At 35.1% G+C, this 24,851-nt stretch carries 23 protein-coding genes and 1 pseudogene; 11 read left to right on the forward strand and 13 right to left on the reverse strand.

Going from position 1 to position 24,851, the window contains the following annotated elements; genetic code table 11:
* Positions 1 to 276 precede the first annotated feature (276 nt).
* Both ACFIME_RS02965 and ACFIME_RS02970 read left to right on the forward strand, forming a co-directional pair.
* Positions 277 to 1,005: an antA/AntB antirepressor family protein gene (locus ACFIME_RS02965; RefSeq protein WP_375627774.1), complete on the forward strand. Its 729-nt coding sequence runs from the start codon at positions 277 to 279 to the stop codon at positions 1,003 to 1,005.
* Entirely contained in the window at positions 1,002 to 1,280 is a 279-nt protein-coding gene (locus tag ACFIME_RS02970) for a hypothetical protein (RefSeq protein WP_375627775.1), read from the forward strand. The genes ACFIME_RS02965 and ACFIME_RS02970 overlap by 4 nt, the downstream gene beginning before the upstream one ends.
* A 43-nt stretch (positions 1,281 to 1,323) precedes the next feature.
* On the opposite strand, the gene ACFIME_RS02975 is transcribed toward ACFIME_RS02970, so the two are convergent.
* A complete protein-coding gene (locus ACFIME_RS02975; RefSeq protein ID WP_375627776.1) occupies positions 1,324 to 1,644 on the reverse strand; it encodes an addiction module antidote protein in 321 nt (106 codons plus the stop codon).
* Entirely contained in the window at positions 1,631 to 1,933 is a 303-nt protein-coding gene (locus tag ACFIME_RS02980) for a type II toxin-antitoxin system RelE/ParE family toxin (RefSeq protein WP_212113015.1), read from the reverse strand. Before ACFIME_RS02980 ends, ACFIME_RS02975 begins: the two co-directional genes overlap by 14 nt.
* A gap of 161 nt (positions 1,934 to 2,094) precedes the next feature.
* Between ACFIME_RS02980 and ACFIME_RS02985 the strand changes: the two genes are divergently transcribed.
* The 3 genes from ACFIME_RS02985 to ACFIME_RS02995 all read left to right on the forward strand — a co-directional run bounded on the left by ACFIME_RS02985 (position 2,095) and on the right by ACFIME_RS02995 (position 3,325).
* Positions 2,095 to 2,757 carry a lysozyme gene (locus tag ACFIME_RS02985; protein ID WP_375627777.1) on the forward strand — a complete coding sequence of 221 codons (663 nt, stop codon included), beginning with the start codon at positions 2,095 to 2,097 and terminating at the stop codon, positions 2,755 to 2,757.
* Complete coding sequence (locus ACFIME_RS02990; protein ID WP_375632683.1) at positions 2,754 to 2,981, forward strand: hypothetical protein; 228 nt, start codon at positions 2,754 to 2,756, stop codon at positions 2,979 to 2,981. The genes ACFIME_RS02985 and ACFIME_RS02990 overlap by 4 nt, the downstream gene beginning before the upstream one ends.
* 131 nt (positions 2,982 to 3,112) lie before the next feature.
* Positions 3,113 to 3,325 carry a hypothetical protein gene (locus tag ACFIME_RS02995; RefSeq protein WP_375616725.1) on the forward strand — a complete coding sequence of 71 codons (213 nt, stop codon included), beginning with the start codon at positions 3,113 to 3,115 and terminating at the stop codon, positions 3,323 to 3,325.
* Positions 3,326 to 3,498: 173 nt separating this feature from the next.
* Here the strand turns inward: ACFIME_RS02995 and ACFIME_RS03000 are convergent, their stop codons facing one another.
* Both ACFIME_RS03000 and ACFIME_RS03005 read right to left on the reverse strand, forming a co-directional pair.
* Positions 3,499 to 4,650, reverse strand: a complete 1,152-nt coding sequence (locus ACFIME_RS03000) for a tyrosine-type recombinase/integrase (RefSeq protein WP_375645974.1) — start codon at positions 4,648 to 4,650, stop codon at positions 3,499 to 3,501.
* Between the two features lie 301 nt (positions 4,651 to 4,951).
* Positions 4,952 to 5,154: pseudogene (locus ACFIME_RS03005) on the reverse strand (helix-turn-helix transcriptional regulator).
* 1,026 nt (positions 5,155 to 6,180) lie between these two features.
* Here ACFIME_RS03005 and ACFIME_RS03010 point away from each other — a divergent pair.
* From ACFIME_RS03010 to ACFIME_RS03020, 3 genes are read left to right on the forward strand one after another with little or no spacing between them, the layout of a single operon-like run.
* On the forward strand, positions 6,181 to 6,843 hold the full coding sequence (locus ACFIME_RS03010; RefSeq protein WP_375640705.1) for a lysozyme: 663 nt from the start codon (positions 6,181 to 6,183) through the stop codon (positions 6,841 to 6,843).
* Positions 6,840 to 7,067, forward strand: coding sequence for a hypothetical protein (locus tag ACFIME_RS03015; RefSeq protein ID WP_375618608.1), 228 nt, complete (start codon positions 6,840 to 6,842; stop codon positions 7,065 to 7,067). Before ACFIME_RS03010 ends, ACFIME_RS03015 begins: the two co-directional genes overlap by 4 nt.
* Positions 7,000 to 7,215: a hypothetical protein gene (locus ACFIME_RS03020; RefSeq protein ID WP_375684460.1), complete on the forward strand. Its 216-nt coding sequence runs from the start codon at positions 7,000 to 7,002 to the stop codon at positions 7,213 to 7,215. The genes ACFIME_RS03015 and ACFIME_RS03020 overlap by 68 nt, the downstream gene beginning before the upstream one ends.
* A gap of 1,660 nt (positions 7,216 to 8,875) precedes the next feature.
* Here the strand turns inward: ACFIME_RS03020 and ACFIME_RS03025 are convergent.
* Positions 8,876 to 9,205 (reverse strand): hypothetical protein, encoded by a 330-nt coding sequence (locus ACFIME_RS03025; RefSeq protein WP_375642961.1) that lies wholly within the window; start codon positions 9,203 to 9,205, stop codon positions 8,876 to 8,878.
* 341 nt (positions 9,206 to 9,546) lie between these two features.
* On the opposite strand from ACFIME_RS03025, the gene ACFIME_RS03030 reads away from it, so the two are divergent.
* Entirely contained in the window at positions 9,547 to 9,672 is a 126-nt protein-coding gene (locus ACFIME_RS03030; RefSeq protein ID WP_375632867.1) for a hypothetical protein, read from the forward strand.
* Positions 9,673 to 10,844: 1,172 nt separating this feature from the next.
* Here ACFIME_RS03030 and lldD read toward each other — a convergent pair.
* Together lldD and ACFIME_RS03040 are read right to left on the reverse strand one after the other, a co-directional pair.
* Positions 10,845 to 11,996 (reverse strand): FMN-dependent L-lactate dehydrogenase LldD, encoded by a 1,152-nt coding sequence (gene lldD / locus ACFIME_RS03035; RefSeq protein WP_375626848.1) that lies wholly within the window; start codon positions 11,994 to 11,996, stop codon positions 10,845 to 10,847.
* 1,120 nt (positions 11,997 to 13,116) lie between these two features.
* Positions 13,117 to 14,205: a 2'-deoxycytidine 5'-triphosphate deaminase gene (locus ACFIME_RS03040; RefSeq protein ID WP_375612382.1), complete on the reverse strand. Its 1,089-nt coding sequence runs from the start codon at positions 14,203 to 14,205 to the stop codon at positions 13,117 to 13,119.
* A gap of 239 nt (positions 14,206 to 14,444) precedes the next feature.
* Here ACFIME_RS03040 and mutL point away from each other — a divergent pair, with 239 nt between their 5' ends.
* Both mutL and ACFIME_RS03050 read left to right on the forward strand, forming a co-directional pair.
* Complete coding sequence (mutL, locus tag ACFIME_RS03045) at positions 14,445 to 16,298, forward strand: DNA mismatch repair endonuclease MutL (RefSeq protein ID WP_375632863.1); 1,854 nt, start codon at positions 14,445 to 14,447, stop codon at positions 16,296 to 16,298.
* Between the two features lie 109 nt (positions 16,299 to 16,407).
* Positions 16,408 to 16,644, forward strand: a complete 237-nt coding sequence (locus tag ACFIME_RS03050) for a DUF2093 domain-containing protein (protein WP_375608064.1) — start codon at positions 16,408 to 16,410, stop codon at positions 16,642 to 16,644.
* A gap of 19 nt (positions 16,645 to 16,663) precedes the next feature.
* Here the strand turns inward: ACFIME_RS03050 and lpxK are convergent, their stop codons facing one another.
* The 6 genes from lpxK to ACFIME_RS03080 form a co-directional block, all read right to left on the reverse strand.
* A complete protein-coding gene (gene lpxK / locus ACFIME_RS03055) occupies positions 16,664 to 17,704 on the reverse strand; it encodes a tetraacyldisaccharide 4'-kinase (protein ID WP_375684461.1) in 1,041 nt (346 codons plus the stop codon).
* Entirely contained in the window at positions 17,694 to 19,016 is a 1,323-nt protein-coding gene (waaA, locus tag ACFIME_RS03060) for a lipid IV(A) 3-deoxy-D-manno-octulosonic acid transferase (protein ID WP_375662643.1), read from the reverse strand. The genes lpxK and waaA overlap by 11 nt, the downstream gene beginning before the upstream one ends.
* Before the next feature lie 1,379 nt (positions 19,017 to 20,395).
* Positions 20,396 to 20,641: a DUF4170 domain-containing protein gene (locus tag ACFIME_RS03065; protein ID WP_375618600.1), complete on the reverse strand. Its 246-nt coding sequence runs from the start codon at positions 20,639 to 20,641 to the stop codon at positions 20,396 to 20,398.
* A gap of 46 nt (positions 20,642 to 20,687) precedes the next feature.
* On the reverse strand, positions 20,688 to 21,494 hold the full coding sequence (locus ACFIME_RS03070) for a 3'(2'),5'-bisphosphate nucleotidase CysQ (protein WP_375684462.1): 807 nt from the start codon (positions 21,492 to 21,494) through the stop codon (positions 20,688 to 20,690).
* Positions 21,481 to 22,812 (reverse strand): TldD/PmbA family protein, encoded by a 1,332-nt coding sequence (locus tag ACFIME_RS03075; protein WP_375612375.1) that lies wholly within the window; start codon positions 22,810 to 22,812, stop codon positions 21,481 to 21,483. Before ACFIME_RS03075 ends, ACFIME_RS03070 begins: the two co-directional genes overlap by 14 nt.
* 1,201 nt (positions 22,813 to 24,013) lie before the next feature.
* A complete protein-coding gene (locus ACFIME_RS03080) occupies positions 24,014 to 24,463 on the reverse strand; it encodes a hypothetical protein (protein ID WP_375632855.1) in 450 nt (149 codons plus the stop codon).
* Positions 24,464 to 24,851 lie beyond the last annotated feature (388 nt).

Here is a 24,851-nt window from a genome sequence, read left to right on the forward strand (position 1 = left end):
TTGACATTGTGGCGACAATGTGAATAATCGAATCAGGTGCTTGAAAAACACCTTACAAACTACAAGCGGATTGATTGCCGACACAATCTCTTCTCCGCACATTAAAGACTTTGACTCATTATATGCTACGTGCATATAATAGATTTGTCGGGTGTAGTTACGCTATACAATACTCTTTATGGGGAAAGCGTAACGACGGACTATCGACCGTGTTTCTTAGCGCCCGGCATTCTTCTGGAATGTCAATAAGAAACCTCTAATCGATAGGAGTTCACTATGAACACTCTTATAGAAATTAAAGAACGGGTTATTGATCAGGAAACTGTTCAAACTGTTAACGCGCGTGATTTGCATGCGTTTTTGGAAATAAAGTCTGAATTTAGAAATTGGATTAAAAATCGCGTTAAAGAATGTAAATTTCAGGAAAATATAAACTTTATAACTGCGGTAAATTTTTACCGGGGTGGAAAAATAAAAGAATACCACATTACGTTAGACATGGCTAAACATCTTTCGATGATAGAGCGTAATGATAAAGGGCATGAAGCACGTCAATACTTTATCAAATGTGAACGGCTTTTGAAGCAAGTAGCAACACCACAAGTTGACTACTCTAAACCCGAAGCATTACTTGGTGTCTTGAATCACTTACAAAGCCAAATAGAGCAGAAAGATCATGTTATCGCTGAATTAGCACCAAAAGCAAAAGCACTTGATGGTTTAAAGCGTTCTGATGGTTTGTTCGGTTTGATAGAAGCAGCAAAGATGCTTGAAGTACGACCAAAGGACTTAACCGATTACTTGCGTAAACATGACTGGGTGTATCGACGGGCTCCAGGGACGCCTCTGTTGCCTTATCAGGATAAGATCAAGAAAGGCTTTATGGACTGCCCTGCTATCACCATTCAAAGACCAGATGGTACAGAGAAGGTGCTCCCTTCAACGAAAATCACATCGAGAGGATTGGCATGTTTGAGAGAACAAATCCATGGGGGTGTACAATGAAGATAGATACCAACTTCTTATGTGACTTATGGATAGCATTATCTCAATTTTCTAATGATGAAAATGTGAGCGACAAAGATTGTAGTGCTCTGGTTCAAACTATGAATGCAATAGAAAAGGTTCTAGTTTTAAAGCTTCAAAATGACGTGCCCAATATTACAAAAATCTTGGCAATTTTGACAGATTTTGGATCTTCAGAACTTCCACATCGTATGGATTCTTTGTTGAAAGCTTATGAACCAAGTTTAGAGAGCCCCATTAAAAAGGTTGCTTAATTTAAAAAATATGCCCCTCCCCGTTCTCAAAATGGGGAGGTGGTTAAGATGCTTCTTCTAAAGTTGTCTGCTCCTTACAATTCTTTTGAATAGGTGTCAAACTCATTTGCAAATTTAAAGCATTCAAAACACTGAGAAAAGTAGAAAGCCGTGGGTCGCCTTTATCACTTAAAGAACGATAAAGAGACTCTCTTGATAGCCCTGTATTTTGGGCGATTTTACTCATTCCTTGGTTTTTCGCTATTATACCAAGAGCATGGGCAAGATACTTACTATCTTTGCTTTCAAGAGCATCTTCTAAAAGAATCCTTTGTGTCTCAGGTGTCTTGAAATATTCACTTGTGTCAAATTTAGTAATTTCCATGTTTCATTTCCTTTACTAATTGAAGAGCTTTTTCGATATCTTTTTGTTGTGTAGATTTATCACCCGCATTTAATAACAAAATGATTTGTTTACCTTGTTTTACAAAATAGATTCTATAGCCAGGACCATGATGTATTTTTAACTCTCCAATTCCACGGAAAAATTTTACATTTCCAAGAAATCCCGTTTCTATTCTTGCTATCCGTTTAACAATATGCGCTTGCGCAATCTCATCTTTTAAAGAATCTAGCCATTTTATAAAATGCTCTGTTTTGTATACTGTAAACATTTGTAACTTATAAGATACAATTATTACAATGTCAAATACATTCTTTTGTTCCAATGAAAAAGCGACATGAAGCTTAACCAAGCTATCTTTCCGAATGAGAAAGATGTCAATTTTTTTAATCCAGCTCTGCTTTTTGCGGAGCTTTTTTTATGGAGAAGCATATGCGAAAAATATCATCAGAAGGACTTGCACTTATCAAACAATGGGAAGGTTTGCGTTTGAACGCCTATAAAGATGCCATTGGGGTGTGGACAATAGGTTATGGACATACAAACAGTGCTGGAAAACCTTTTGTTCACAAAAGCATGACAATCACTGAAAAACAAGCTGAAGAACTTCTTTGCCAAGACTTAAGACAATTTGAGAATGCTGTTGAACGCGCTGTTACAGTTTCATTAACAGATGAACAATTCGCGGCGTTAGTGTCGTTTTGCTATAATGTAGGAACAGGAGCCTTTTGTAACTCGACACTGTTAAAAAAGCTCAATCAAGGTGAATATGAAGCTGTCCCTGCAGAGCTACAGAAATGGACCAAAGCAGGCGGGAAGCGTCTTGAAGGTCTAGCACACCGGCGCGCAGCAGAAACAGGGCTATGGGCAAAAGGGGCTTATGTTTCCTCCAATTATCAAACAGTAGAAACGCAAGCATCAACGGGGATTTTCAAAGCCGAAGCCCTTGCACCGATTATTGGTTCTTTTTCTGGGCTTGGAGGCTTATTAGCAGGAAATGGACCAATCCAATGGGCTTTGGCCACCATTATGATTTTAGCCGCATGTGCTGGTATTTTCTTTGTTGCTAAACGTTTTCAGGAGCATCGTCTATGATCTTATGGATGAAAAGAAATCTGATGCTAACAGGCGCGGCTTTAGCTGCTTTTTTTATGATTTTAGCAAGAGCTTTTAATCTTGGGAAAAAAGCAGAGCAACAAAAGCAAACAGAAAAAGCTTTAAAAGCAGCCACAACACGTCTGGAGGTGGAAAGTGAAGTTAATCAAAAAAGTGATGCTGATGTGCGTACTGCTCTCTCTGACTGGTTGCGCGACAAATAAATATGCTTCTTCTTGTGTTGGTTGGTTGCCAATTTATTTAGAGAGGCAAGATCTGAACGCCATCAGTTCAAACTTAGCAAGAGAGATCTTAAAGCACAATAATCTAGGTGAACGCGTGTGTGGGTGGAAACATGGCTAGAAAAAAAACACAAGACGATACAGAGCTTACAGAAGCAGAAAAAGAAATCCTTCAAGAAATCATCATGACCTACAAAAGTATAAAAGTGATGTCGCGTTATACGAAATGGATTGTACTCATTATACTCTTATTAGCGCTTGATTTTTCACGTATTATGGATGCATTAGTAAGTATTTTTACACAAAAACCAAATATCCGACTCTAAACATACTCTGAGACGCGCGAAATTCTTTAGAAAATGGATTCTTAAATTTGCTCGTCTCATGGAGACTATCAATAATAGCTTTACACATTTAAAACTGTTATTTTCACAGAATTGGACATATCAAATTTCTCGTCAAAATAGCTAAAAACACTGCAGAGGTAATTGTAAAAATTCTATCCTGTTATAAATGAAGCCCACTGTTCCAAGAGAACATGTCGCTGTTCTAAAAAATCCGTTCGCATGTAGGCTTTCGTCACTGAACTCCCAACTGTATGTGCAAGAACAGTTTCGGCAATCTCAAATGGTGTTGACGTTGTCTCTGCTATCCAATCCCGTAAGCTTGAACGAAAACCATGGGGACGATAAGTCAAACCACAAACTGTCATATACTTTGCCATGGTGGCATCAGAAATGGGGTTGCCTCTAAGACCAGAAAAGAGAAAACCATTCTTTTCAAAGGGGAAAGTTTTTTCAATAACTCTCAAAGCTTCATCACTTAGTGGCACGCGAAAGTCTGAAACTTTCCCTACAATACCTTTCATGTTTTCTTTTGGTATCGTCCATATATTTTTGTCAATTTGTTCAAGGCGCAAATAGCGCAATGGATATGACCGTGCGCCTGTCAAAATCAATAACTTCAGTGCTAAATTTGAAAGGATCTTATCATCCAAGCTTTGATAAAATGCCGGAACTTCTTGCCATGGCATAGCAGGAATATTTGTTGATGTCGCACGTGGTTTTCCTAAAAGCGCGCGTGCTTTCATACAAGCCTGTAAATCAACATCTAAACCAAGAGCCGCAGCATATTTCAAGCAAATATTGATACGGTTAAGTGCTTTTCGCGCTGTGTCTGCTTTTTCATGCCAAAGGGGTGAGAGAACATTGCGAATGATATTGGCTGTTAATTTTTCTATAGGTAAATTACCTATGTGTGGAATCACGTGCAACTCTAGTGGAGAAAACCAGCGGCCGTTTTTACCTTCATTTTTCAACTCTGCTTTTTTGCTTTCAAAAGCCGCTTTTGCAATTTCTTGAAAAATATTGCTTTGCTGTTTTAAAATAGTCTGTTCTCGAAAGACAATAGGATCATTGCCTTCTTTAAGAATATCACTATAATATCTTGTAAGCTCACGCGCTTCTTTTAAAGAGAGTTTCGTAACAGGACCAAGACCCATTTCACGGCGCTTATTGTGGTGCGTATAGCGAAAAAACCAAGAGCGTGTATTGTCTTTTCGAACATTTAACCATAGCCCTGCCCCGTCACAATATTTACCCTGCGGAGACGACTTTACGAATGATGCTGATAACCGATGAATCCCCCTCACCTAACGTCCCCTCTCGTCCACCTTTTCAAGCATTGCTCGTCCACCTTTTTTGGTCCACCTTTTAGACCACCTTTAATTTCTGATTTGAGATTTTTTCTTTAATACTTAATTTTTTTATTGAATCATAAAAAGCTATAGACATCAATACATCCTTGCTCATATTTATATACTTTGAATCTTGTTGCTAAGCCCCTGCTTGCCGGCATGCGGCACCACTTTTTGTGTTTAGCATATTGAAATATATAATTTTTTATTTGATTATCTGTTTGAAGATTACCTTCTAGGGTTTATACGATTTTATCTAATCTGTTGTTATTTGCTCCGTATTTTTCTCTGGAATAAATGCTAAAGTCTCTTTCTTTCTCCACCTCACTGCTCTCCCTAGCTTATATGGCTCCGGCCCCCCCCTTGAAGCATCTAATAGCGAATCGTTGTTGTGGATATACTAAAAAGCTGTGCACACTCACGTATTATTACATATCTATTGCCATCATCAAATATCATCTCATTGCCTTTTTATTTTTTATGTTATGTAAATGGGCTGGGATGCTAGGAGGAGAGAGATTCCTATATTTTCAAGCAGCCTTTTGTCAAAATCTTTTGTGTCTCTTGTGCTATTGCCTCTAAAAAGATTTCAATAGCTTGATTGATTTGTTTAAGAGGCTGCTGGAAACGTAGCCAATACAACGCCAGACAAAGATGATACCATTGGACCCGAACGCCCCACCAAATGCTTCATATGAAAAAGAAAATATATGAAACTGAACTACTTGTTCAAATTTATTACAGTACAATATTCTTAAAAAAACTATCAAATATCATTGGTCTATATATTGAATATGCTCCACTAATATATTGTTTCAGTTGGAAACAGACTGCAAGAGAGGGGAAATATCCATTATGTTTTTATGTAACAGTTTATTTGAAATCCTTCATAAAGGTATTTTTTAATGAAATTAAGCAATTAGGAGAAAAAACAAAGAATAATTAAATTAACTATAGATTTTTTTATTAAATATGTATAACACGTTATGTGTATGCTTTATTGATTCTAAGATAAATTTTAGATGTATAATGTTAAATTATAATGTTTTTTTGTTTTTATAAAAAAATTCTGTGGTGCAATTTATGAATTTTGAAATTACTTAAAAATCAACACCTAATTATTTCATTAGTTATTATGTCTCTTATTTTTTGTTAAAAGTGCTTTTTGTCATCGGAATTATTGAAGTTTTTTGAAGTAAAGTTCTTCTAAATCATTCTAGATCAACTGTAAGAGTTTATGAGTGAAATCTATCTGATTATAAATGGAATTATTATAAAGTTATTGTCTTTAGATGGAGATCAATTGCTGCAAAATGAATAGTATTTAGCATAATCTTTATTCAAAAAAATGATATGGATCTTAAAATAATCCACTATGGATGTTTTGAATTTATTATGCCCTTTCGCTGTTCTGTTCTTAAAAATGAGTAGATGTAAGTTTTTAATTCATATCCTGCTTTGTGTAGTTTTTTATAGGTAAAAATAATGCGAAAAATATCAAAAGAAGGGCTTGTATTGATTAAGCAATTGGAAGGCTTACGTTTATCAGCTTATGAAGATTCTGGTGGTGTCTGGACAATTGGTTATGGACATACAAGTGCTGCTGGTGCCCCAAGCGTCCACAAAGACATGCAAATTACGGAAAAAGAAGCTGAAAAAATCCTTTGTCAGGACTTGAGGGAGTATGAAGCTGTTGTTGAAAAAGCCGTTACCGTTCCTTTAAACGATGAACAATTCGCGGCATTAGTATCATTTTGCTATAATGTAGGAATCACAGCATTTCGCAATTCTACACTTTTAAAAAAGCTTAATAAAGGTGAATATGAAGCGATACCAACCGAATTGCAAAAATGGACAAGAGTAGGAGGAAAACGTATCCAAGGTCTTGTCAATCGCCGAGCAACCGAAGCAGGATTGTGGGCAAAAGGAGCTCATGTTGCCCCCAATTATCATGTAGTAGAACCAGAAGGCGTAACAGGTATTTGCAAAGTAGAAGCTCTTGCACCAATCATAGGTTCTTTTTCAGGGCTTGGAGGTCTTTTTGCAGGAAATGGTCCTGTTCAATGGGTTCTAGCAGGCATTATGGTTTTAGCTGCTTGTACGGCTATGATATACATTGCTAAACGTTTTCAGGAACACCGCCTATGATTTTATGGATAAAAAAATATCTGACAATGACGTCAGCGCTCATAGCAGCTTTTCTTATAGCTTTAGTCAAAGCCTTTTTTCTTGGGAAAAAAGTTGAGAAGCAAAAGCAAACAAAAGAAGATTTCAAGATAGCGACAACACGGCTTGAGGTAGAAAATGAAATTAATAAGAAAAGTGATGCTGATGTGCGCACTAAGCTTTCTAGCTGGTTGCGTGACGAATGAACGAACTTCTTGTATTGGATGGCTGCCAATTTATTTGAATCGACAAGATATCAATGTCATTAGTCCAAATTTGGCGAGAGATATTTTAAAACATAACGAACAAGGTGAACGTTTATGTGGTTGGAGAGATAAATGGAAAATAAAGTGATAAAAATATAATTCCTCTGAAACATCAATCAATGAAAAGATTTGAAAGAGGTGGATACATTCAGATTAAAAGTAAAAGCACTTAAAGGATTAAAACACTCTGGTGGTCGATTAGATTTAATTAGAATGACTGAGATGTCTGAATTGAAACTAAAGGATTCAACAGATTATGTTTGTGTAAAATGATTGAGTCTATTGATGTATTCTAAGGACATCTTTGTTATCCTATCAAAAGAAGATGAGAAAAGATTTTATGGATTGCACTACTATCGTCGTTCAAAGAACTGATCATACACAAAGGTTCTGTTTTCAACAAAAATAACATCTAGGGGCTGGCATGCTTGAAGAAAAGCAATCTACGGAGCTATATAATGAATAATGGTAAGGCTTTTATGTGATTTGTAAATGATGTTGTTTCAGCTTCCTAATTATAATAATGATGTTGACGATAAGGCAAATACTTTCGCACTGTATCTGCTTTTTCATGCTAAAGTGGCGGGAAAACATTGTGAATGATCTTGGCTGTTAATTTTTCTATAGGTAAATTCCCTATGTGGAAAATGACATGCAACTCCAGTTGAGAAAACCAACAACCATTTTTGCTTTTATTTTTTAACTTAGCTTTTTTACTTTCAAAAGTCGCCTAGCAATTTCTTGAAGAATATTGCTTTACTATTTTAAGATAATTTTTTCCTGAAATAAAATCCTTCTTTTAAAATATTACTGTAATATCTTGCAAACTCATGTACTGCTTTAGAGAAAGTTTGTAATAAGACCGTGCTTTTCACGGCTTTTATTGTGATGTGTATAACGGAAAAGTTAAGAGTGCGTATTATCTTTTCGAACATTCAACTACAATCTATTTCATCACAATATTTATCTTGAGAAGATACTTTTACAAAGATACTGATAATCTATAAATCGCTCTCCCCTAATTCACCTTCTCGCTCATCCTTCCATGCATTGCCCGTCCACCTTTTAAACCACCTTAAATTTTTGATATAAAATTTTTTCTTTAATTTTTATTTTTTATTGAATCATAAAAATGATATGTCTCAATCTCACTTCTATGCAACTTTATACGCTTTGATTCTTGTTTCTAAAGCCGAGATTGCCTACATATCGTACTGTTTTTATATTTAATATATATTTTTAGATTTATTCCTAACTTGTTAGAAAAGTTGCTATATTTTGATAGAAATATCTTCTATCAGTTCACTTTTTTCAAAAGATTCTGAAAGGATTCTCAAAAATCTACAAAGTTAAAGACTATTTAATACGTATTGTTTCTTTTTTAGAAATCAAAATTGGTGATGCCCCATTCCTTACCAGCAATTGTGTTATTTGCAGAGCAGTCTGTATAAGATGGTGTAATCTCTTTTATAAAGTTAACTAAAGTTTTTTGAATTTCTAGCATATTGTTTAAAGACAAAAAACTCCCTCTTATTATGCAAGCAGCTTAGACATCGGCTGATAATCCTCCCGCTTATAAAAATCCTTTCTTTAATAACCTTCAAAACCACAATTAAAGTGGTGAAAGATAAAACAAGATTTTTAGGCGATCATAACGCACAATAAAATCAGACCAGTCTAAATGTTCAATGCTAACACCTGCTAAACAGTGGAAAATAAGTTTTAGCACGCATTCAAATTGGAAAGGCTTAAGCCCCCCGCGCGCTACGATGGTTTTCTACTCTCATCGTACGATTTACATTCCCTCTAAAACTTAATCGCTGTAAATATAAAAATCTTGAAGCCCGTTCTAAATCCGTGAGAGTTTCTGGATCTTGCTGTATTAAACGTTGAAATTCCTCACAACTGCTCATCTGAAATGCTAAATTTTTCATAAAAGGACGATAGTGGCGTTGTAACATCCCTAAAAAGTTTACGACATAACCTGAGAGATTATTGCTGATTTCAGGAGATAGAATCAATTTCTGCTCAAAGAAAATCTCACCCATACCAACAAAAAGGTTTAATCTACATGCCATGAGGAATGTTCTCAAATAATTTTGATATTTTTTGATCAAATTTCTTTTGCCACCAATATCGGCAGCAACTGGTGTAGAATTAACAAAATTATAATTTTTTATCTTAAAATGTATCCATCATTTTTTACATTCTTTCATCTATCTTAGCCTTCTTTTCACAGCTTCAAATGATACAAAGTAACTGCAATATTAAGTCGTTTTGCATCGAACAAATTTCTCGCAAACTATCCCTATTGGCTAGATGACAATCCATCCTCTATTTAAAGAGAGAAAAACTTTTCTTTTTTATTCAGCGATAAAGTAAATATTATCCAATTACTTACGAGTAGAAATTCGATCAAATGGAAACTGTAATTCTTTCTACTCTGAGTAATCTTGTACCTATTTATATAGGTTTAGGAAAGCGTGCTGTTATGAATATTCATAAAAATACTTCAAAAATTGATATCAGCAAAACTTCTGTTTAAAAAAGGAAAAGATGTTCTCTTACTTGCTACTGAAGAAACTGTTCAGATTTGTCTTGATGTTGCTAAAGAGCTTCAAAAAACATGAAGTTATCCCAACGCTTACAAGTGTGCCAACCATTCAACTTTGAGATAATAGATCAGTGCTAGAGTTATGCCAATCTCACCAATCTGTTGTTGTCTATGAAGAGCATAGTATCAAAGGAGAAGCTTGGAGATGCAATTGTTAAATCGCTTATAGAACAAAACATTCTATGCCAATTTGTATCATTAGGCCCCCCACCATCCCCATCTGCAATAAAAACGAACTGGATATTTTAACAAGTTATAAAATCAATCGAGAACGCATAAATAGTGTTAGAAACGACATACTATACAAAAAATATTCAACTGCTTCCTAATATGCTCGCCAGTTCAAAAACATCATAAATCATTGATGATGCAAGAAAATAAGAAAGAAAAGCACATTAATTCACGCAGTTTTGCTCTCAGTAAACGAGCTTTTTTAAAGATAGTATGGGTATTTTTTTCATTGCTTAAAAATGTACTCCATAAAAAAATATCATATCCATATAATATATTACCAAATAAAATTAATATAAATAATATATAGATTATAGGAATATTATTTATTAGATCCATTTTTTATTATAATTATAGCTTTCAATAAATACATATTGACATTTTTAATAATTTTATTTATATATAATAATTAATATTATTCTATATTAAAATAAAACTAAATGAAGCTTATAAATTTACGTTTTATGCTAATGTGGGAAAGAAGTAATTAACATATTATATTTTTATATATAGGAGGGAAAAATGCTCACAGCATTATTTATAGCTATTTTTTCTATATCAACAGTTGTTTTACCTTTAATATCAGCGCTTGTTCCTTTTTATCCGTAGAATGAGATTTTAATAAAATAAGTAAAAGATGTATGCAATGTTATTAGTGTTTTTTTTGTGTTTATTATTATTAAGATTTTTGCGTTAAGTATTATTGTATTTACGGAGTATTATTTTAGTTACTGAGTATTTTCTGTGTTTTTATAGAGGAGCTTTTTGATCTTTTCTATTTAAATTTAACTGTCAACATATTTGTAAAATATATAATTATGCTCCTCTATAAAAAGACTTTCTTTTTCTGAAAGCAGTATAACATATTGCTTTCATTGCTTAAAAACATCTATATTTACTAAACTCTTGCGTGTAATATCTTTGATTGTCTGAGTACCGGTCAGTGTCATAGCTACCCGCATTTCATTGGCAAAAAGATCAAGGAGATGCATAACACCTTTCTTACCTGCTGCTGCAAGCGCATAAACAAAAGCACGGCCAATCATAACAGCATCCGCACCTTGTGCTATCATGCGTACAACATCAAGACCAGAACGAACACCTGAGTCCGCTAAAATAGTCAAATGATCCTTTACAGCATCCGCAATTGCAGGCAATGCTCGTGTTGTTGATAATACACCATCAAGCTGACGTCCGCCGTGATTAGAAACAACAATACCATCCGCACCAAATTTTACTGCTTCTCGTGCATCTTCTGGATCAAGAATACCTTTCAAAATCATTTTTCCTTTCCAAAAATCGCGAATCCATTGTAAATCATGCCAACCAATTGATGGATCGAAATTTGCACCAAGCCAACCAACGTAATCATCCAATGCAATTTTCTTTTTGAGATAAGTGGAGACATTTCCAAGATCATGGGGGCGCCCCATAACACCAACGTTCCAAGCCCAATATGGATGAGTAAACGCTTGTAAAAAACGACGTAATCCAGCATAAGGACCAGACATCCCCGAATGCGCATCACGATAACGTGCACCAGGAACTGGCATATCAACTGTAAAAACCAACGTGCGTACACCAGCTAACCAAGCCCGTTCTAGTGCATCACGCATGAAACCGCGATCTTTGAGAACATAAAGTTGAAACCAAAATGCACCTCCAACCGCTTCTTGCACTTCCGCAATGGGACAAACTGAAACAGAGGATAGAGTAAAAGGAATCCCTTTTGCCGCTGCGGCACGCGCTGCTTTTACCTCTCCACGACGTGTATACATGCCCGTTAGACCAACAGGTGCAAGTACAATCGGTAAATCAAGTGTCTGATCAAAAAGTTTGATTGAAAGATCAACTTCACCAACTTGCCTTAGAATCCTTTGACGCAGTGCAAGAGCTTGAAGATCTTTACAGTTGCGTCGCATCGTTTCTTCAGCATAAGCCCCACCATCAATATAGTGAAAAAGAAAGGGAGGAAGACGACGCTTTGCTGCCTTACGATAATCAAGTGTTGAAGAAATAATCATTGATGGCACCATTGTTCCTAAATGAAAAGAGAAGACATCCTAAAAACGCATAAAAGCGAATCCATGTACCTACCTATTCGCTATTCTCCCAAAACACTCTATTGAATAGATAGAAGCAACAGAGACTGCAACTTTCTAAAAAAACTAATTGATAAAAACAACGTCTTTATTGCTCTTATCCAAATTTAAAATCTCACAGTATGAAGTATCATTAATAACGTATCTACTCATATATTCTTCATGTGCAATTAAAATGTTATACTCTCTTTAAAGTAATCCCTCTTCGAAAGCGATTGCTCCGTAGCTTAATTAGTTATAATTTAAAGTTGCTTCTCCCTCCAAAGGTCCTTACATTATCAGTTTTAAGAATATAGAGTGTCATTAAGTATAAACCATAATCTCCCCCAAAAGATGAAAAAATCCTTTATTAATACTGGAAATAAAGCTGTCGCATACATGCAGAAATCTTCTTATATCAATATTCAAAACTGAGATCTGTTACTTATTCATGCATAGTGCCTAATTCACATAAAGCATAAAAACTTTTAATGTTCATACCAATAGAAACTCTTCATATTTAATTGAATAATTTTCTAGCAATATTATATCTTGAGGCTATAAATGAGTTACTAAAATTAGAACAATGTTTATTGAAAATAATTGTTACTAAACTGGAGTGAAAACTTATTTATTAACTCTTAAGGATAATTTTTATACGGAATAAAATATACTGGTTATTACACTCTAGAAAAATTGAGTCAATTGCAGCATCCAATCTCGCATATTTACTTTGAAAAGTGAGTAGCTACTGTTATATTGAATTTTATTAACCTATTGATTTATTATAATAATAAATATGAATAACATATTGAATATAGTAAATTTTGTCATGATGAAATAATCAAAACTATTCTTTTGCACATCATAAAGGGAGTTCGTATAGATAGAACCTCTTGAAAAAAGAAGTAAAAATGCCTCTCATACCCTCTCAAATGCAAGAGATGAAATAACCTTGGAAATTAAAAATAGAATGCATGACGCCGGTTTTGCGAAGCACAAAATTTTTTTTATCTAAAATACGCTTTCTGCATACATGTTATCAAAATTCGTGGTTCCCAACTCATTTAAAATGCTTGGACAACTTTAAACCCTGTGCTTGATAATGTGATCCAACATCATGTCCATAAAGGGTTGATGGTCGATTAAGCATATGCTCATAGACCAAACGGCCAATAATTTGACCATGCTCTAAGATAAAAGGAACTTCATGGCTCCGCACTTCTAAAACCGCTCTTGCTCCTTTTCCACCCGCCTCCTTATGCCCAAATCCTGGATCAAAAAAGCCTGCATAATGCACCCTAAACTCGCCAACTAAAGGATCAAAAGGTGTCATTTCTGCGGCATAAAGCGGAGGCACATGAACAGACTCTCGTGAAACTAAAATGTAAAATTCATCAGGATCAAGAACCAACTCCCTTTGACCACGATCAAAAAGAGGTTCCCAAAAATCTAAAACGTGGGCAACGGCACGTTTATCAATATCAATAACACTTGTATGATGTTTACCACGATAACCTATAAGCCCGTTTTCGTCTCCCTTTAAATTAATGGAAAGACCAATACCACCAACACTAATATTAGGAAAATCATCCGATATCAGTGTTTCTTGCCTTTGCAAAGTGTGCAACTCTATTTCATTTAAATAACTTTGCCCTTTTCTAAACCGAAGCTGTGATAAATGTGAGCCTGTATGCACCAAAATTGGAAATGTGCGTGGACTAATTTCCAAATAAAGTGGACCATGATAACCAGCACAAATTTTATCAAATTCCTGAGCATTATCCGTAATGACACGTGTAAAAATATCTAATCGTCCTGTAGAACTTTTGGGATTGGCAACAGCAGATAAGAATTCTGGTAAAGCTAAACTTTCCAAAAGAGGAACAATATAAACACACCCCGTTTCCAAAACGGCTCCGTCTCGTAAATCAAACTCATGCAACTTTAACCGTTCAAGCTTATCCAAAACTTTTGTATCAGGTCCCGGCATAAAAGAAGCACGTATACGATAAGCTTTCTCCCCTAAACGAAGATCAAGACTTGCTGGTTGTATTTGAGATCTATCAAATGGATACTGAGCCTTGAGAAAGTTATTCTCAATCAAAGCTTGTATATCACTATCTGCTAAAATACCGCTTATACGCGCCATATATATTGCCTTCCCTTTTTACATTGTTTCTTTTTTTGACCTAGATGATAAATTGGTGCAAGCTATTTTAAAGTGATAAAAACTATTTTTATGTTTTTTCCAACCGACTTGTTAACATAAAATAAAATAGGAGGTATTGTAAAAATAATACCTCTCATGCTCTCTTATTCTTGAATGTCGCGCAAATGATGTTATCATAATTTTCTATAGAACCCTTAAGTTTCCTGTTAGAATTTATTATGATTATACGCCATCTTAGCGAAAATATTATTAATCAAATCGCCGCCGGTGAAGTTATTGAACGACCAGCAAATGTTGTCAAAGAACTTGTTGAAAACGCTATTGATGCTGGTGCAACACGCATTGAAATTATTACAGTAAATGGTGGAAAAAATTTTATAAAGGTGAGTGATAATGGTTATGGAATTCCTGCAGATCAATTAACTTTAGCAGTTTCTCGCCATTGTACCTCAAAGATTACCGATGACGTACACAATATCTGCTTCCTTGGATTTAGAGGAGAAGCCCTCCCCTCTATTGGTTCTGTTGCTAAACTTAAACTCATTTCACGAACAAAAGATGCTGAGAGCGCTGCTGAAATTTCCGTTACTGCAGGAAAAATTGTAGGACCCAAACCAGCTGCTGCGAATCTTGGAACAATTGTTGAAGTTCGTGATCTTTTCTTTGTCACGCCGGCACGATTAAAATTTATGAAAACTGATCGGGCTGAAACAAATGCTATTAGCGATATGATTAAGCGAATTGCTATCGCATTTCCACATATCCGCTTTTCTCTTTCAGGACTAGACAGAACATCTATGGAATTGTCTGCTACAGAAAATAATATTCAAGGACAATTACAACGTATTACGCAGATTATGGGAAAAGAATTCGCCCCTAATAGCATTGCGCTGAATGCTGAACGCGAAGCGGTGCGCTTAACAGGTTTTGCCTGTTTGCCATCTTTCAACCGAAATAACAGCCTTCATCAATTTGCTTATGTTAATGGACGTCCCGTGCGTGATAAATTTCTATGGGGCGCTATCCGAGGCGCTTATGCTGATGTCATGACACGAGATCGTTATCCTGTCGCTATTCTTTTTATTGACCTCCCACCTGCTGAGGTAGATGTTAATGTTCACCCAGCCAAAGCTGATGTACGATTCCGTGATCCAGGATTAATTCGTGGTTTGATTGTTGGAGCTATTCGTGAAGCATTGCAACAATCTGGTATTCGTCCTACTTCAACCCGTTCTGAAGCAATGCTTGCTGCATTTCAAACACAACAATCATTGGCACAGCAACCATTAGGCAGTTTTAAGAACACGCACCAGTTCTCTTCTTACAGTTCACAACCTCATCATTTTACCAGCGCTTCAATGGTCCAAAAACCATTGGATAGTACTCACTCTTTTGATTTAAAAGAAGATGCCGCTCCTATTATGGAGGGCTTAAATACACCAAGTGGGGATGCATACATTCCAAGCACGACATCTTCATCAGAAGAGTTATCTTATCCATTAGGAGCGGCCAGAGCACAAATCCATAAAAACTATATTATCGCCCAAACACAAGATAGTTTGATCATTGTCGATCAGCATGCAGCTCACGAACGATTGGTTTATGAAGCACTCAAAAATGCACTTTATTCCAAACCACTTCCTTCACAGTTATTACTTATTCCTGAAATTGTAGAACTCTCTGAAGAGGATGCAACATGCCTTTTAACGCATAAAGATGCTTTGCAAAAATTTGGATTAGGAATAGAACCATTTGGACCAGGAGCAATTGTTGTGCGTGAAACACCTTCCATGTTAGGAGAAATCAACGTCCAAGCCCTTATTAAAGATCTCGCAGATGAGGCCGCTGAGTATGATACAACAAATAATTTAAAAGCAATGCTTGATTATGTTGCAGCAACGATGGCCTGTCACGGCTCAATACGGTCAGGGCGCCTTTTACGCCCCGAAGAAATGAACACACTATTACGACAAATGGAGGCAATACCTAATACAAGTACATGTAATCATGGACGCCCTACTTATATTGAACTCAAATTGGCAGATATAGAACGGCTTTTTGGCAGAAAATAAGCCATGCATCATTTTTACAAGAAAAATATTTTAAAATTAACTCTCGACTTTATAATACATTTTATGGCACTTTTCTTGAATCTCTTGTATCAAGTAAGAAGGAGTTATAATGTTTCCCAATGGTGAACGCGAAGCAAAAATTCATTATTCTAATAACGGATATGACATTATAGAATATGGTACCTATACCATTTGTGCTGTTAGCGGGCAAAAAATCCCTATAGATGATTTAAAATATTGGAATCATCACCGCCAAGAAGCATATGCTAGTTGTGAAATCTCCTATCAGCGCGAACTTGAGTGCAACCCATATCTCAAGCAATTGTTAAAAACAAAAGAAAAATAACCCCTCGAAAGCTATAAATTTAGCTTTTGCCTTTTAGACAAGAAAATTCAAGGGAACGTTTTCTAAAGCGGGTCATGACCTCTTCAAGGACCATACGACAGAAGTCTTTTTGAACAAAATCGACATTCACATCAAAGATAATAAGATTTTTCAAATCTTTTTGCATGTGAATTGTCTGTATACGGGTATAATCTTTAGCTGTTGTTGCTAGCCATAAATTGTGCATTTTAGCCTTTTGTATAAGGCTTTTTAAATTTTTATCTGTGAAAAAATAGTGGTCTGGATATATGTAAGTTTGCACCACATGACCAGACAATTCTTTAATAGATTTAAAAAATTTATCTGGATTGCCAATACCAGCAAATGCCAAAAATGATTTTCCTGAAACCTCATCAGATGCACTGGCTTTAAGATGAGCACGATATAAAGGCTTTCCAGTACGCGAAACAAGAAAAGCGACATTATCAGGCGCATCGGAGTGACCAATCAATAAAACACTATCCATAAAAGAAAACTGCGTTTTTAATGGTACGCGCAAAGGTCCTGCTGGAAAGACAGCTCCATTACCAAAACCGCGCATCGCATCAACAACGAGTAACGCATAATCCATATAAAGACGGCGACTTTGAAATCCGTCATCCATTAAAATAAGATTACATCCCTCTTGTTTAAGCCGTTGTGCCGCTGCATAACGATTAGGTGATACAGCTACAAAAGCATGCGGTGCAAGTAAAAGTGCCTCATCTCCAACACTATATGGAGTATCATATTTTTCATTTACAAGATGTACCCCTTTAACTGATCCACCATAACCACGAGATACGATACCAGGTACGAAACCAAGTTCTTTAGCCACTTTTGTAAAAGCAATAACAACCGGCGTTTTACCCGCACCGCCACATGTAAAATTTCCAATACACAAAACTGGCAGATCAATCACGGGAGGCTGTCTTGTCATAAAACGACTTGAAAAATAACCATACCCCCATGAAACTGGAGCTAACACAAAACGCAAAAAGCTTTTATTTTTCCACCAAAAACGAGGGGCGCTAATATGCATATCTACCCTGACGCTGACGTAAACCTGTTTGTATTACAAGGGGTTGTAAAAATGGATCTAAAATCTTTAATGTGCGCTCAAATGCACCTGCCATACCTGTCGCCACTTCATGAGCCTTATCAACCATTTCTTGCCGCAATGTTTCATTTGTTAAAAGCTTATACACCTGAATAGCAAGCTGTTTTGTATCTTGAACCATATATGCTGCATCATGCGTTAGAAATTGTTTGAACATCTCTTGAAAATTTGAAACATGAGGCCCTGTCAAAATAGCGGAACCAAGCAAAGCCAATTCCAATGGATTGTGTCCACCATTTCCACATAACGATTTACCAACGAAAGAAACTTTCGATAAGCGAAGAAAAAGTCCCATTTCTCCAATGGTATCTCCCCATAAAATATCGGTATTCATGTTTGGAACAGCGTCTCTACTCCTACGAATAAAACTTAATCCCTTATTATCGCATTTTCTGATAAGATCTTCTGAACGTTCAGGATGACGAGGTACAATAATTGTTAATAAATCTGGCAAATAATTTTTAACAATTTTATGGACCTCAAAAGCAATCTCCTCTTCCCCTTCATGCGTTGAAACAGCTGCCCAAACTGGGCGATTGCCGATAGCATTACGATAACGTGCAAGCAATTCTTGATTTTCAACCAGAAAAACATCAGCCTTGAGATTACCAGAAAACGTAACAGATTTTACGCCAAGTGTATGGTAATAAGCTACATCTCTTTCATTTTGACCAATCGCCAAATCAATATCCTTAAAAATATGTTTGGCAAGAATACGTCGTTTTTGCCAAGCTTTAAAAGAACGTTCAGACATATGGGCATTAACCAAAATCTGCGGAATACGCATTTTTGCAAGTTCTTTAATACGAAGAGGCCAAATTTCTGATTCACAAATTAAGACGAGATCAGGCTTCCAATGACGAATAAAACGGCGCACTGCAAAATCTAAATCCAAAGGAGCATATTGATGAATCAACTTATTACCAAAATATTTTTTCACAAGAGTAGAAGATGTCACCGTCCCAGTTGTCATTAATACATTGATTTCCAATGATAAAATATAATTTATAAGTGGAACAAGTGCAAGTGTTTCTCCAACACTTGCTGCATGCAACCAAACTAACGAACCTTGGGGGCGTATATGAGAACTTTTACCTAAACGCTCTTTTTTGCGACACCACTCTTCTTTTCCACGAATAGCACGAAAGAACAAATAAAAAGGAATAACAGGACATAAGCAAAAACCAATCATCCGATAGCTTAAAAGAGCCGTATGTGCCTTTAATTCTACCATTTAAAATCACCTCATCCAGCTATTTTAAGATATCTATATACTTATTTTGTTAAAAAATTCATCAACTCTATTGGTTGCATCCATATTTTTTAATATCATCCATATCTTAAATAAAAAAAGCTTAATCCATGAGAAAATTCAATACATATACACATTATTTAAATATTTAAATCTCTTTTAATTAAATTTTGTAACTTATATCGATTTTATCACTTCATTCTGCACCCTATAAAAAATCTTACTCAAAAATAACAAAACTACATTTCAGTCGATTATAATTTTTAAAATATAAATGATAAACCTATGACATAGATTGTATCAATTTTTTCAACTCACTGAATAAATACTTCTTATGATTTTAATGAGACTTTGAATTTTGCACGTTGGTATGTTAGAGAAAAAGCTTATTTTTACATATGTTAGGTATTGTCAATTTTTCAAAAAATAACCCATATAGACATTACAACCTAATATAAATACAATAAATAAAATGTGTTTAAAAGAAAGATCAATCTCTATTATTTCATTTCAATAAAATGAATATGTCAAACTAATCTTAAAAAACTTTTGAATAGTATAGAGTTCTCATTTTAAATTGTGATATAATCTCTTAAAGGTAATCCAGAAAAATCTAATCTTGTTTAATAGAGAATTTCTTAAAAGTCTTAAAGCAATTTAAATAAGAGTTTTCAAAATTTTAAATCCTCTCTTTTCAGGAGGTCGCAATGATATATTATTCCTTTTAAGATTGTATATAATCAACACAAAATGATTAACTTATAGATTGTAGTTTTAAATGAGTACTCAAGAACCCCTTATGAGGTAAGTTAACTTCATAAATCTATTTAGTTTCTCTAAGTTTCTAATTTTGGTAAAGTTTCTAACGACTTTCATGGTTTCTAAGCTTATAGTAATAACTCGTTGAAAAAATTCCAATAGATAAGTAACGAGTGCTAATAATCTCAACAGAGTAATAATTGCTATCATTAATAATGCTACTCTTTTTATTAATCTTAACGCATTAGTGTCTCATACCCCATTCAAAAGCAGAGTGACTATTCACAATATAAGCATAAACTTCGAGTGATAGCTGTCATGATAATATTGCTGTTGTAAATAGGTTGATAGAAACTGTCTTGCATTTTTATTAAGCGTAAAGATGGTGGTGCAATAATGGATTTTATACCTTGCACGGACACTATTATGAAATGAGCTTGGGTGCTTTGGGAGATGTTTCTTAAAAAAACATATGAATTTTAAACAACAAGCATATTCTTTTTTACGGCATTCTATTTTACCCGAAGAACGTACCTATGAAAAGGACGACTAAACAAAAGCATGAAGCAATCTACAGGTTATAATAACCAAATATTCAAGCTTTATTCTGCATCGCCTAACTCAGCATCAAGAAACTGATGCAAATCTACAATGTAATAACGTTGTAATGCATTATCTACACTGCTTTGTGCTTTTGCCTGCCATGCTTCTTGAGCGGATTGATAATCTGAGAAAATACCAACCACATCTAAATCATCAGGATTCTTAAATTGATTACTGTTAAGATTTTTTAATTCCCCACCAAATACAAGATGTAAATATTGTTTTTTTCCTTTGGTTTCAGTCATATGTGCCTCCATATCATTTAGATTATTTTAGCGCGCTTTTATGTGATTAAACTAACTTTGTTTGACGAACAACATCTATCATATCTTGACAGCAATTATTTTTACCAGCAATTAAAAGTCCATACTGGTAAGGTTCAATTCCATAAGATAGTAAAGGGGCATCAAGCGATAAAAAACACCCTCCACACTCCTGCAAAATAAGATCAGCAGCGGCAATATCCCATTCATGACAATTTGGACGAACTAATACGATATCAATTTCATCTTGAGCAACAAGAACAATACGATAAGCAAGAGAAGGAAGATAATGATAAAAACTGACTTGATTGAGAAAATCATCTGGTAATTTTTGTGCGAGCGATTTATCAAGTGAAATTTTATATTTTCGATGAACCTCAAAGGCTAAACGAGGAAGTTTTATCCCATTTAATGTTGCCCCTCCACCCGTTACAGCTGTATAAACATCTCCTTGAGCCGGACATTGTAGAACGCCCACAATAGGACGCCCATTCTCAATAATGGCAACCGAAATACACCAATAAGGATTGCCAGAAAGAAAACCACGCGTTCCATCAATAGGATCAACAACAAAAGAGCGCTCATAATAATCTTGTTTTTCTCGATTATCTTTTGTTTCTTCTGAAATCCATCCATAATTTGGACGAGCTCCAAGAAGCCTCTCTTTCAAGAAATGATCAATAGCAAAATCTGCTTCACTAACCGGGGAATTACCTTCTTTAATCCAGACATCCAACGTGCATCCAAAATACCGCATTGCTAAATCTCCTGCCTCTCGACAAACGTCACGCAAAAGATTTAAATCAGAAGAATGATGCGTGTTATTTTCCTGCAAGTGTCATCCCTTCAATTAACAATGTTGGAGCAGCTGTACTATAACGCCGATCAATATCATTGGCAGGTGTTAAATGTGCTAACATATGAAGCAAATCAGAACCTAGCGTTACTTCACTTACCGGATAAGCAATTTCACCATTTTCAATCCAAAAACCGGAAGCTCCACGACTATACTGACCAGTAATAAAATCAATGCCATGACCGAATAATTCGGTCACATAAAATCCATTTCGCAAATCTTTTATCATATCGCAAGGCGATACTAAACCCGGTTCAATAGCAAAATTTGTACTGGTCGGCTGCACTAATGATGCCGAACGCATACCGTGTCCATTTGTTTTAAGTCCCAATTCACGTGCTGTAGATGATGAAAGAAGCCAATTTTTTAAAATACCATTTTCAATAATATTGAGTGTTTGCCCCTCTACCCCTTCTCCATCAAAAGGATGAGAAGCATTTCCACGTAATCGCAAAGGTTGATCGGTTACATTAACATTAGGCTTCATCACTTCCTTGCCTAGGAAATTCTGTAAAAGACTCGTTTTTCGAGCCACAGAGGCTCCATTGACCATAGATGCGATATGCCCTGCAATTCCACGAGCCGTACGCGGATTAAAAATAACATCAACGCTCCCAGTCGCCGCACGAACTGCCCCCAAACGTCGAACAGCACCAAGCCCTGCATTCTTTCCCACAGTTTCTGCTGCCTCTAAATCAGAAAAATGTAAGGCTGTTGTATAATCATAATCCCGCTCCATCTGTGTTCCTTCACCTGCAAGAGCACTACAAGAACGTGAAAAACAACTTGAGCGATAGGCTCCACAAAAACCATCGCTGGTCACAAGAATAAACCCACTACGGCCATAAGCTGTTGCAGCGCCACCAGAATTGCTTACACCTTTAACATCAAGAGCTGCTGCCTCCGTTTTTAAAGCATCTTCTGTTAAAAAATGACTGCTGGGTACAAAATCATCAAAAAGATCAAGATCTTTAGGATACTTAACCAAACACTCTTTATCTGCCAAACCTTCAAATAAACTATCGGGAGAAGCTTTAGCCATCGCAACAGCACGTTCCGCAAGTTCTTGCGGATAAGATCCTAAATTAGCAGAAACACTTGCTACTTTTTTTCCAACAAAAACCCTTAGAGTAAAATCATTGCTCTCTGCTGCTTCTGTCGATTCGACTTTCCCAAAACGAACTGATACACTGGTAGAATGAGCATGAACAATAACAGCATCAGCAGCATCTGCCCCAGAACGCTTTGCTGCTTCAACCAGCGAAACAGCTTTCTCAATCTGGTTTTTATCAGTCATTATAGACTCCCTAAAATATTTTATTATTTACATTGATAAGCATTCTGACAAATTTATACAAATCAGAATATAACTCTTGTGTATTGATTCATAAGATTATGCACATTCATGCATTCTTTTTCTTTTAATGCATTAAATCATTTTCCTTTTAGCTTCTTTATGAAAAGACGTAATATGCCGTATATGCCGTAAAATCTCTTTAGTTTCAAGATTTCTCATGGGCCCTTATCATTTTAGGAGCCAAATCTCCACTGACAATCAAATCAACAGAACAATTGGCAATTAACAAAAGTCTTAGCAATAACACTTGAATTTAAGCCAAAGTCCTCAAAAATTCGAAAAGCATAAAATGATCTAAATCACAGGTCTTCCTTCCTCTGGGTAGTAAAAAACTTACCTCATATCTTTCCTATAGCATTCTTTAATTTCCAAGAAAGAATCAAGAAAATGCCTTATATTTGTATACACTTCTTTGCTTCTATAAACTCTCTCATAATGAGACGGCACTCTTGTAAATGAAACAAAACTTAAACAGAGTAAAAAATATTTCCTTCCATTATGGTTTCAACAAAATGAGCAGTCATAAACTTCTTTACCCTAATGGACGTAATATCATAAAGAACTCATTTTTTATATTTAAAAGTAATCAAGAAATTATCTTGTAATCTTTCAATAAAATTAACAGTTTGATTTATACTTATAATTTATTGTTTTGTAATTTGTATAAAAAAGCCTAATAGCATAAAATTCTCTTTGTTTCGAACCTATTCATGTTGAGTCAATCACAACTATTTGCGAGCATATCATGAATAAGAGGCATATGAATGAAACCTATTTAAGAAGAAATCAAAATGCCTCTTATGAAGGTTTTAAATGCAAAAAATATTGCAACATTAGAAACAGGAAAATATTATGACGATATGGACCTACATCATAGAGAAGTAATGAACTTCTGAAACTTTCTCATTTTCAATGAAGAGAGCATCTTATAAGCTTTTATATATAAAAAAAATTCAATGAATTTCATAAGATTTTTAGCGCAAAATTAATCCCGTAAGATGCTTTGACACGATTTCAACAGCTAACTAAAACCAAATCATAGCTCATCAATTTGCTATATACTCATAACTAATTTCATTCTAACAAGGCTAAGATTTCTGCACCTTTTTTAAGGTATTAACTTCTTTATAAATGCACCCCCTTACAAGATGCTTTTGTTTTCAGTAAGAGCACGTCTACTCATTTCAATCATTGCATCGCGAAGATATAACTTAATTTTTGATCCAATAATCACTCCAAAGAAAGGAGCAAGTAAGCCATACATAATTACAGTATGACGAATTTTGTTATTGGAAGAACCAGATTTTGTTGAACAAATATATTCATGATTAAAACTCATACGTGTAAAAGGAAGTTTAGCATAATCAGAAAAACAAACATTTTTTATAACTTTATCAAGTGTAAAAGTTACTGTAGGTCCTTTTTTAGGTTTCATTTGGCCTACAGCTCCTACTTTAAAAGCACCAAAAAGTTCTACCCACTCAAGTTCGTGATCCCAAGAAGGCCATTTTGCTACGTCCTCCCATATAGCCCAAATTTGCTCAGCACTTGCTTCTGTGCTAATCTCTTCACTATATATCCATTTAAACATGATAATCTCCCCTTTTTTACAAATTCCTTATCTTTAGTGATAAAGAATAATATAAAAAAGTATCCTTAAAGCTGCACAACGATAAGATACTTAATACTCTCAGATTTACTTAATATGTAATGATTAAATCAACAAGGGATACTACTAAACTAAACACACAAATATTCAGGATAAATGAACAATATTTTCAATACTAAACAAAATATCTTTTTTAAATTTATACAATAACAAAAATAGACGTTACGCATCATATAAGATATAAATGCAGACTGCATAGCTTAAAGCTTTCAACTGCTGATGAAATGTGATGATTAAGGTATAGCAGAAAAAATTAGACAAAAAAGATCATAACTATTATCGAGGAATATATATCCTATTGGAGAAAAAA

It is taken from the genome of Bartonella sp. AP1QHHD, assembly GCF_042196265.1.
Classification (GTDB): Bacteria; Pseudomonadota; Alphaproteobacteria; order Rhizobiales; family Rhizobiaceae; genus Bartonella.

What these genes read in the sequence shown, in the direction of transcription:
- mutL (WP_375632863.1), top strand. Translation starts at nt 14,445, where the DNA reads ATGATTATACGCCATCTTAGCGAAAATATTATTAATCAAATCGCCGCC.
- ACFIME_RS03075 (WP_375612375.1), bottom strand. Translation starts at nt 22,812, where the DNA reads ATGACTGATAAAAACCAGATTGAGAAAGCTGTTTCGCTGGTTGAAGCA.
- lldD (WP_375626848.1), bottom strand. Translation starts at nt 11,996, where the DNA reads ATGATTATTTCTTCAACACTTGATTATCGTAAGGCAGCAAAGCGTCGT.
- ACFIME_RS03010 (WP_375640705.1), top strand. Translation starts at nt 6,181, where the DNA reads ATGCGAAAAATATCAAAAGAAGGGCTTGTATTGATTAAGCAATTGGAA.
- ACFIME_RS02965 (WP_375627774.1), top strand. Translation starts at nt 277, where the DNA reads ATGAACACTCTTATAGAAATTAAAGAACGGGTTATTGATCAGGAAACT.
- waaA (WP_375662643.1), bottom strand. Translation starts at nt 19,016, where the DNA reads ATGGTAGAATTAAAGGCACATACGGCTCTTTTAAGCTATCGGATGATT.
- ACFIME_RS02980 (WP_212113015.1), bottom strand. Translation starts at nt 1,933, where the DNA reads ATGTTTACAGTATACAAAACAGAGCATTTTATAAAATGGCTAGATTCT.
- ACFIME_RS02990 (WP_375632683.1), top strand. Translation starts at nt 2,754, where the DNA reads ATGATCTTATGGATGAAAAGAAATCTGATGCTAACAGGCGCGGCTTTA.
- lpxK (WP_375684461.1), bottom strand. Translation starts at nt 17,704, where the DNA reads ATGCATATTAGCGCCCCTCGTTTTTGGTGGAAAAATAAAAGCTTTTTG.
- ACFIME_RS03030 (WP_375632867.1), top strand. Translation starts at nt 9,547, where the DNA reads ATGGAAACTGTAATTCTTTCTACTCTGAGTAATCTTGTACCTATTTAT.
- ACFIME_RS03040 (WP_375612382.1), bottom strand. Translation starts at nt 14,205, where the DNA reads ATGGCGCGTATAAGCGGTATTTTAGCAGATAGTGATATACAAGCTTTG.
- ACFIME_RS03025 (WP_375642961.1), bottom strand. Translation starts at nt 9,205, where the DNA reads ATGGCATGTAGATTAAACCTTTTTGTTGGTATGGGTGAGATTTTCTTT.
- ACFIME_RS02975 (WP_375627776.1), bottom strand. Translation starts at nt 1,644, where the DNA reads ATGGAAATTACTAAATTTGACACAAGTGAATATTTCAAGACACCTGAG.
- ACFIME_RS02970 (WP_375627775.1), top strand. Translation starts at nt 1,002, where the DNA reads ATGAAGATAGATACCAACTTCTTATGTGACTTATGGATAGCATTATCT.
- ACFIME_RS02985 (WP_375627777.1), top strand. Translation starts at nt 2,095, where the DNA reads ATGCGAAAAATATCATCAGAAGGACTTGCACTTATCAAACAATGGGAA.
- ACFIME_RS03080 (WP_375632855.1), bottom strand. Translation starts at nt 24,463, where the DNA reads ATGTTTAAATGGATATATAGTGAAGAGATTAGCACAGAAGCAAGTGCT.
- ACFIME_RS03050 (WP_375608064.1), top strand. Translation starts at nt 16,408, where the DNA reads ATGTTTCCCAATGGTGAACGCGAAGCAAAAATTCATTATTCTAATAAC.
- ACFIME_RS03065 (WP_375618600.1), bottom strand. Translation starts at nt 20,641, where the DNA reads ATGACTGAAACCAAAGGAAAAAAACAATATTTACATCTTGTATTTGGT.
- ACFIME_RS03015 (WP_375618608.1), top strand. Translation starts at nt 6,840, where the DNA reads ATGATTTTATGGATAAAAAAATATCTGACAATGACGTCAGCGCTCATA.
- ACFIME_RS02995 (WP_375616725.1), top strand. Translation starts at nt 3,113, where the DNA reads ATGGCTAGAAAAAAAACACAAGACGATACAGAGCTTACAGAAGCAGAA.
- ACFIME_RS03020 (WP_375684460.1), top strand. Translation starts at nt 7,000, where the DNA reads ATGAAATTAATAAGAAAAGTGATGCTGATGTGCGCACTAAGCTTTCTA.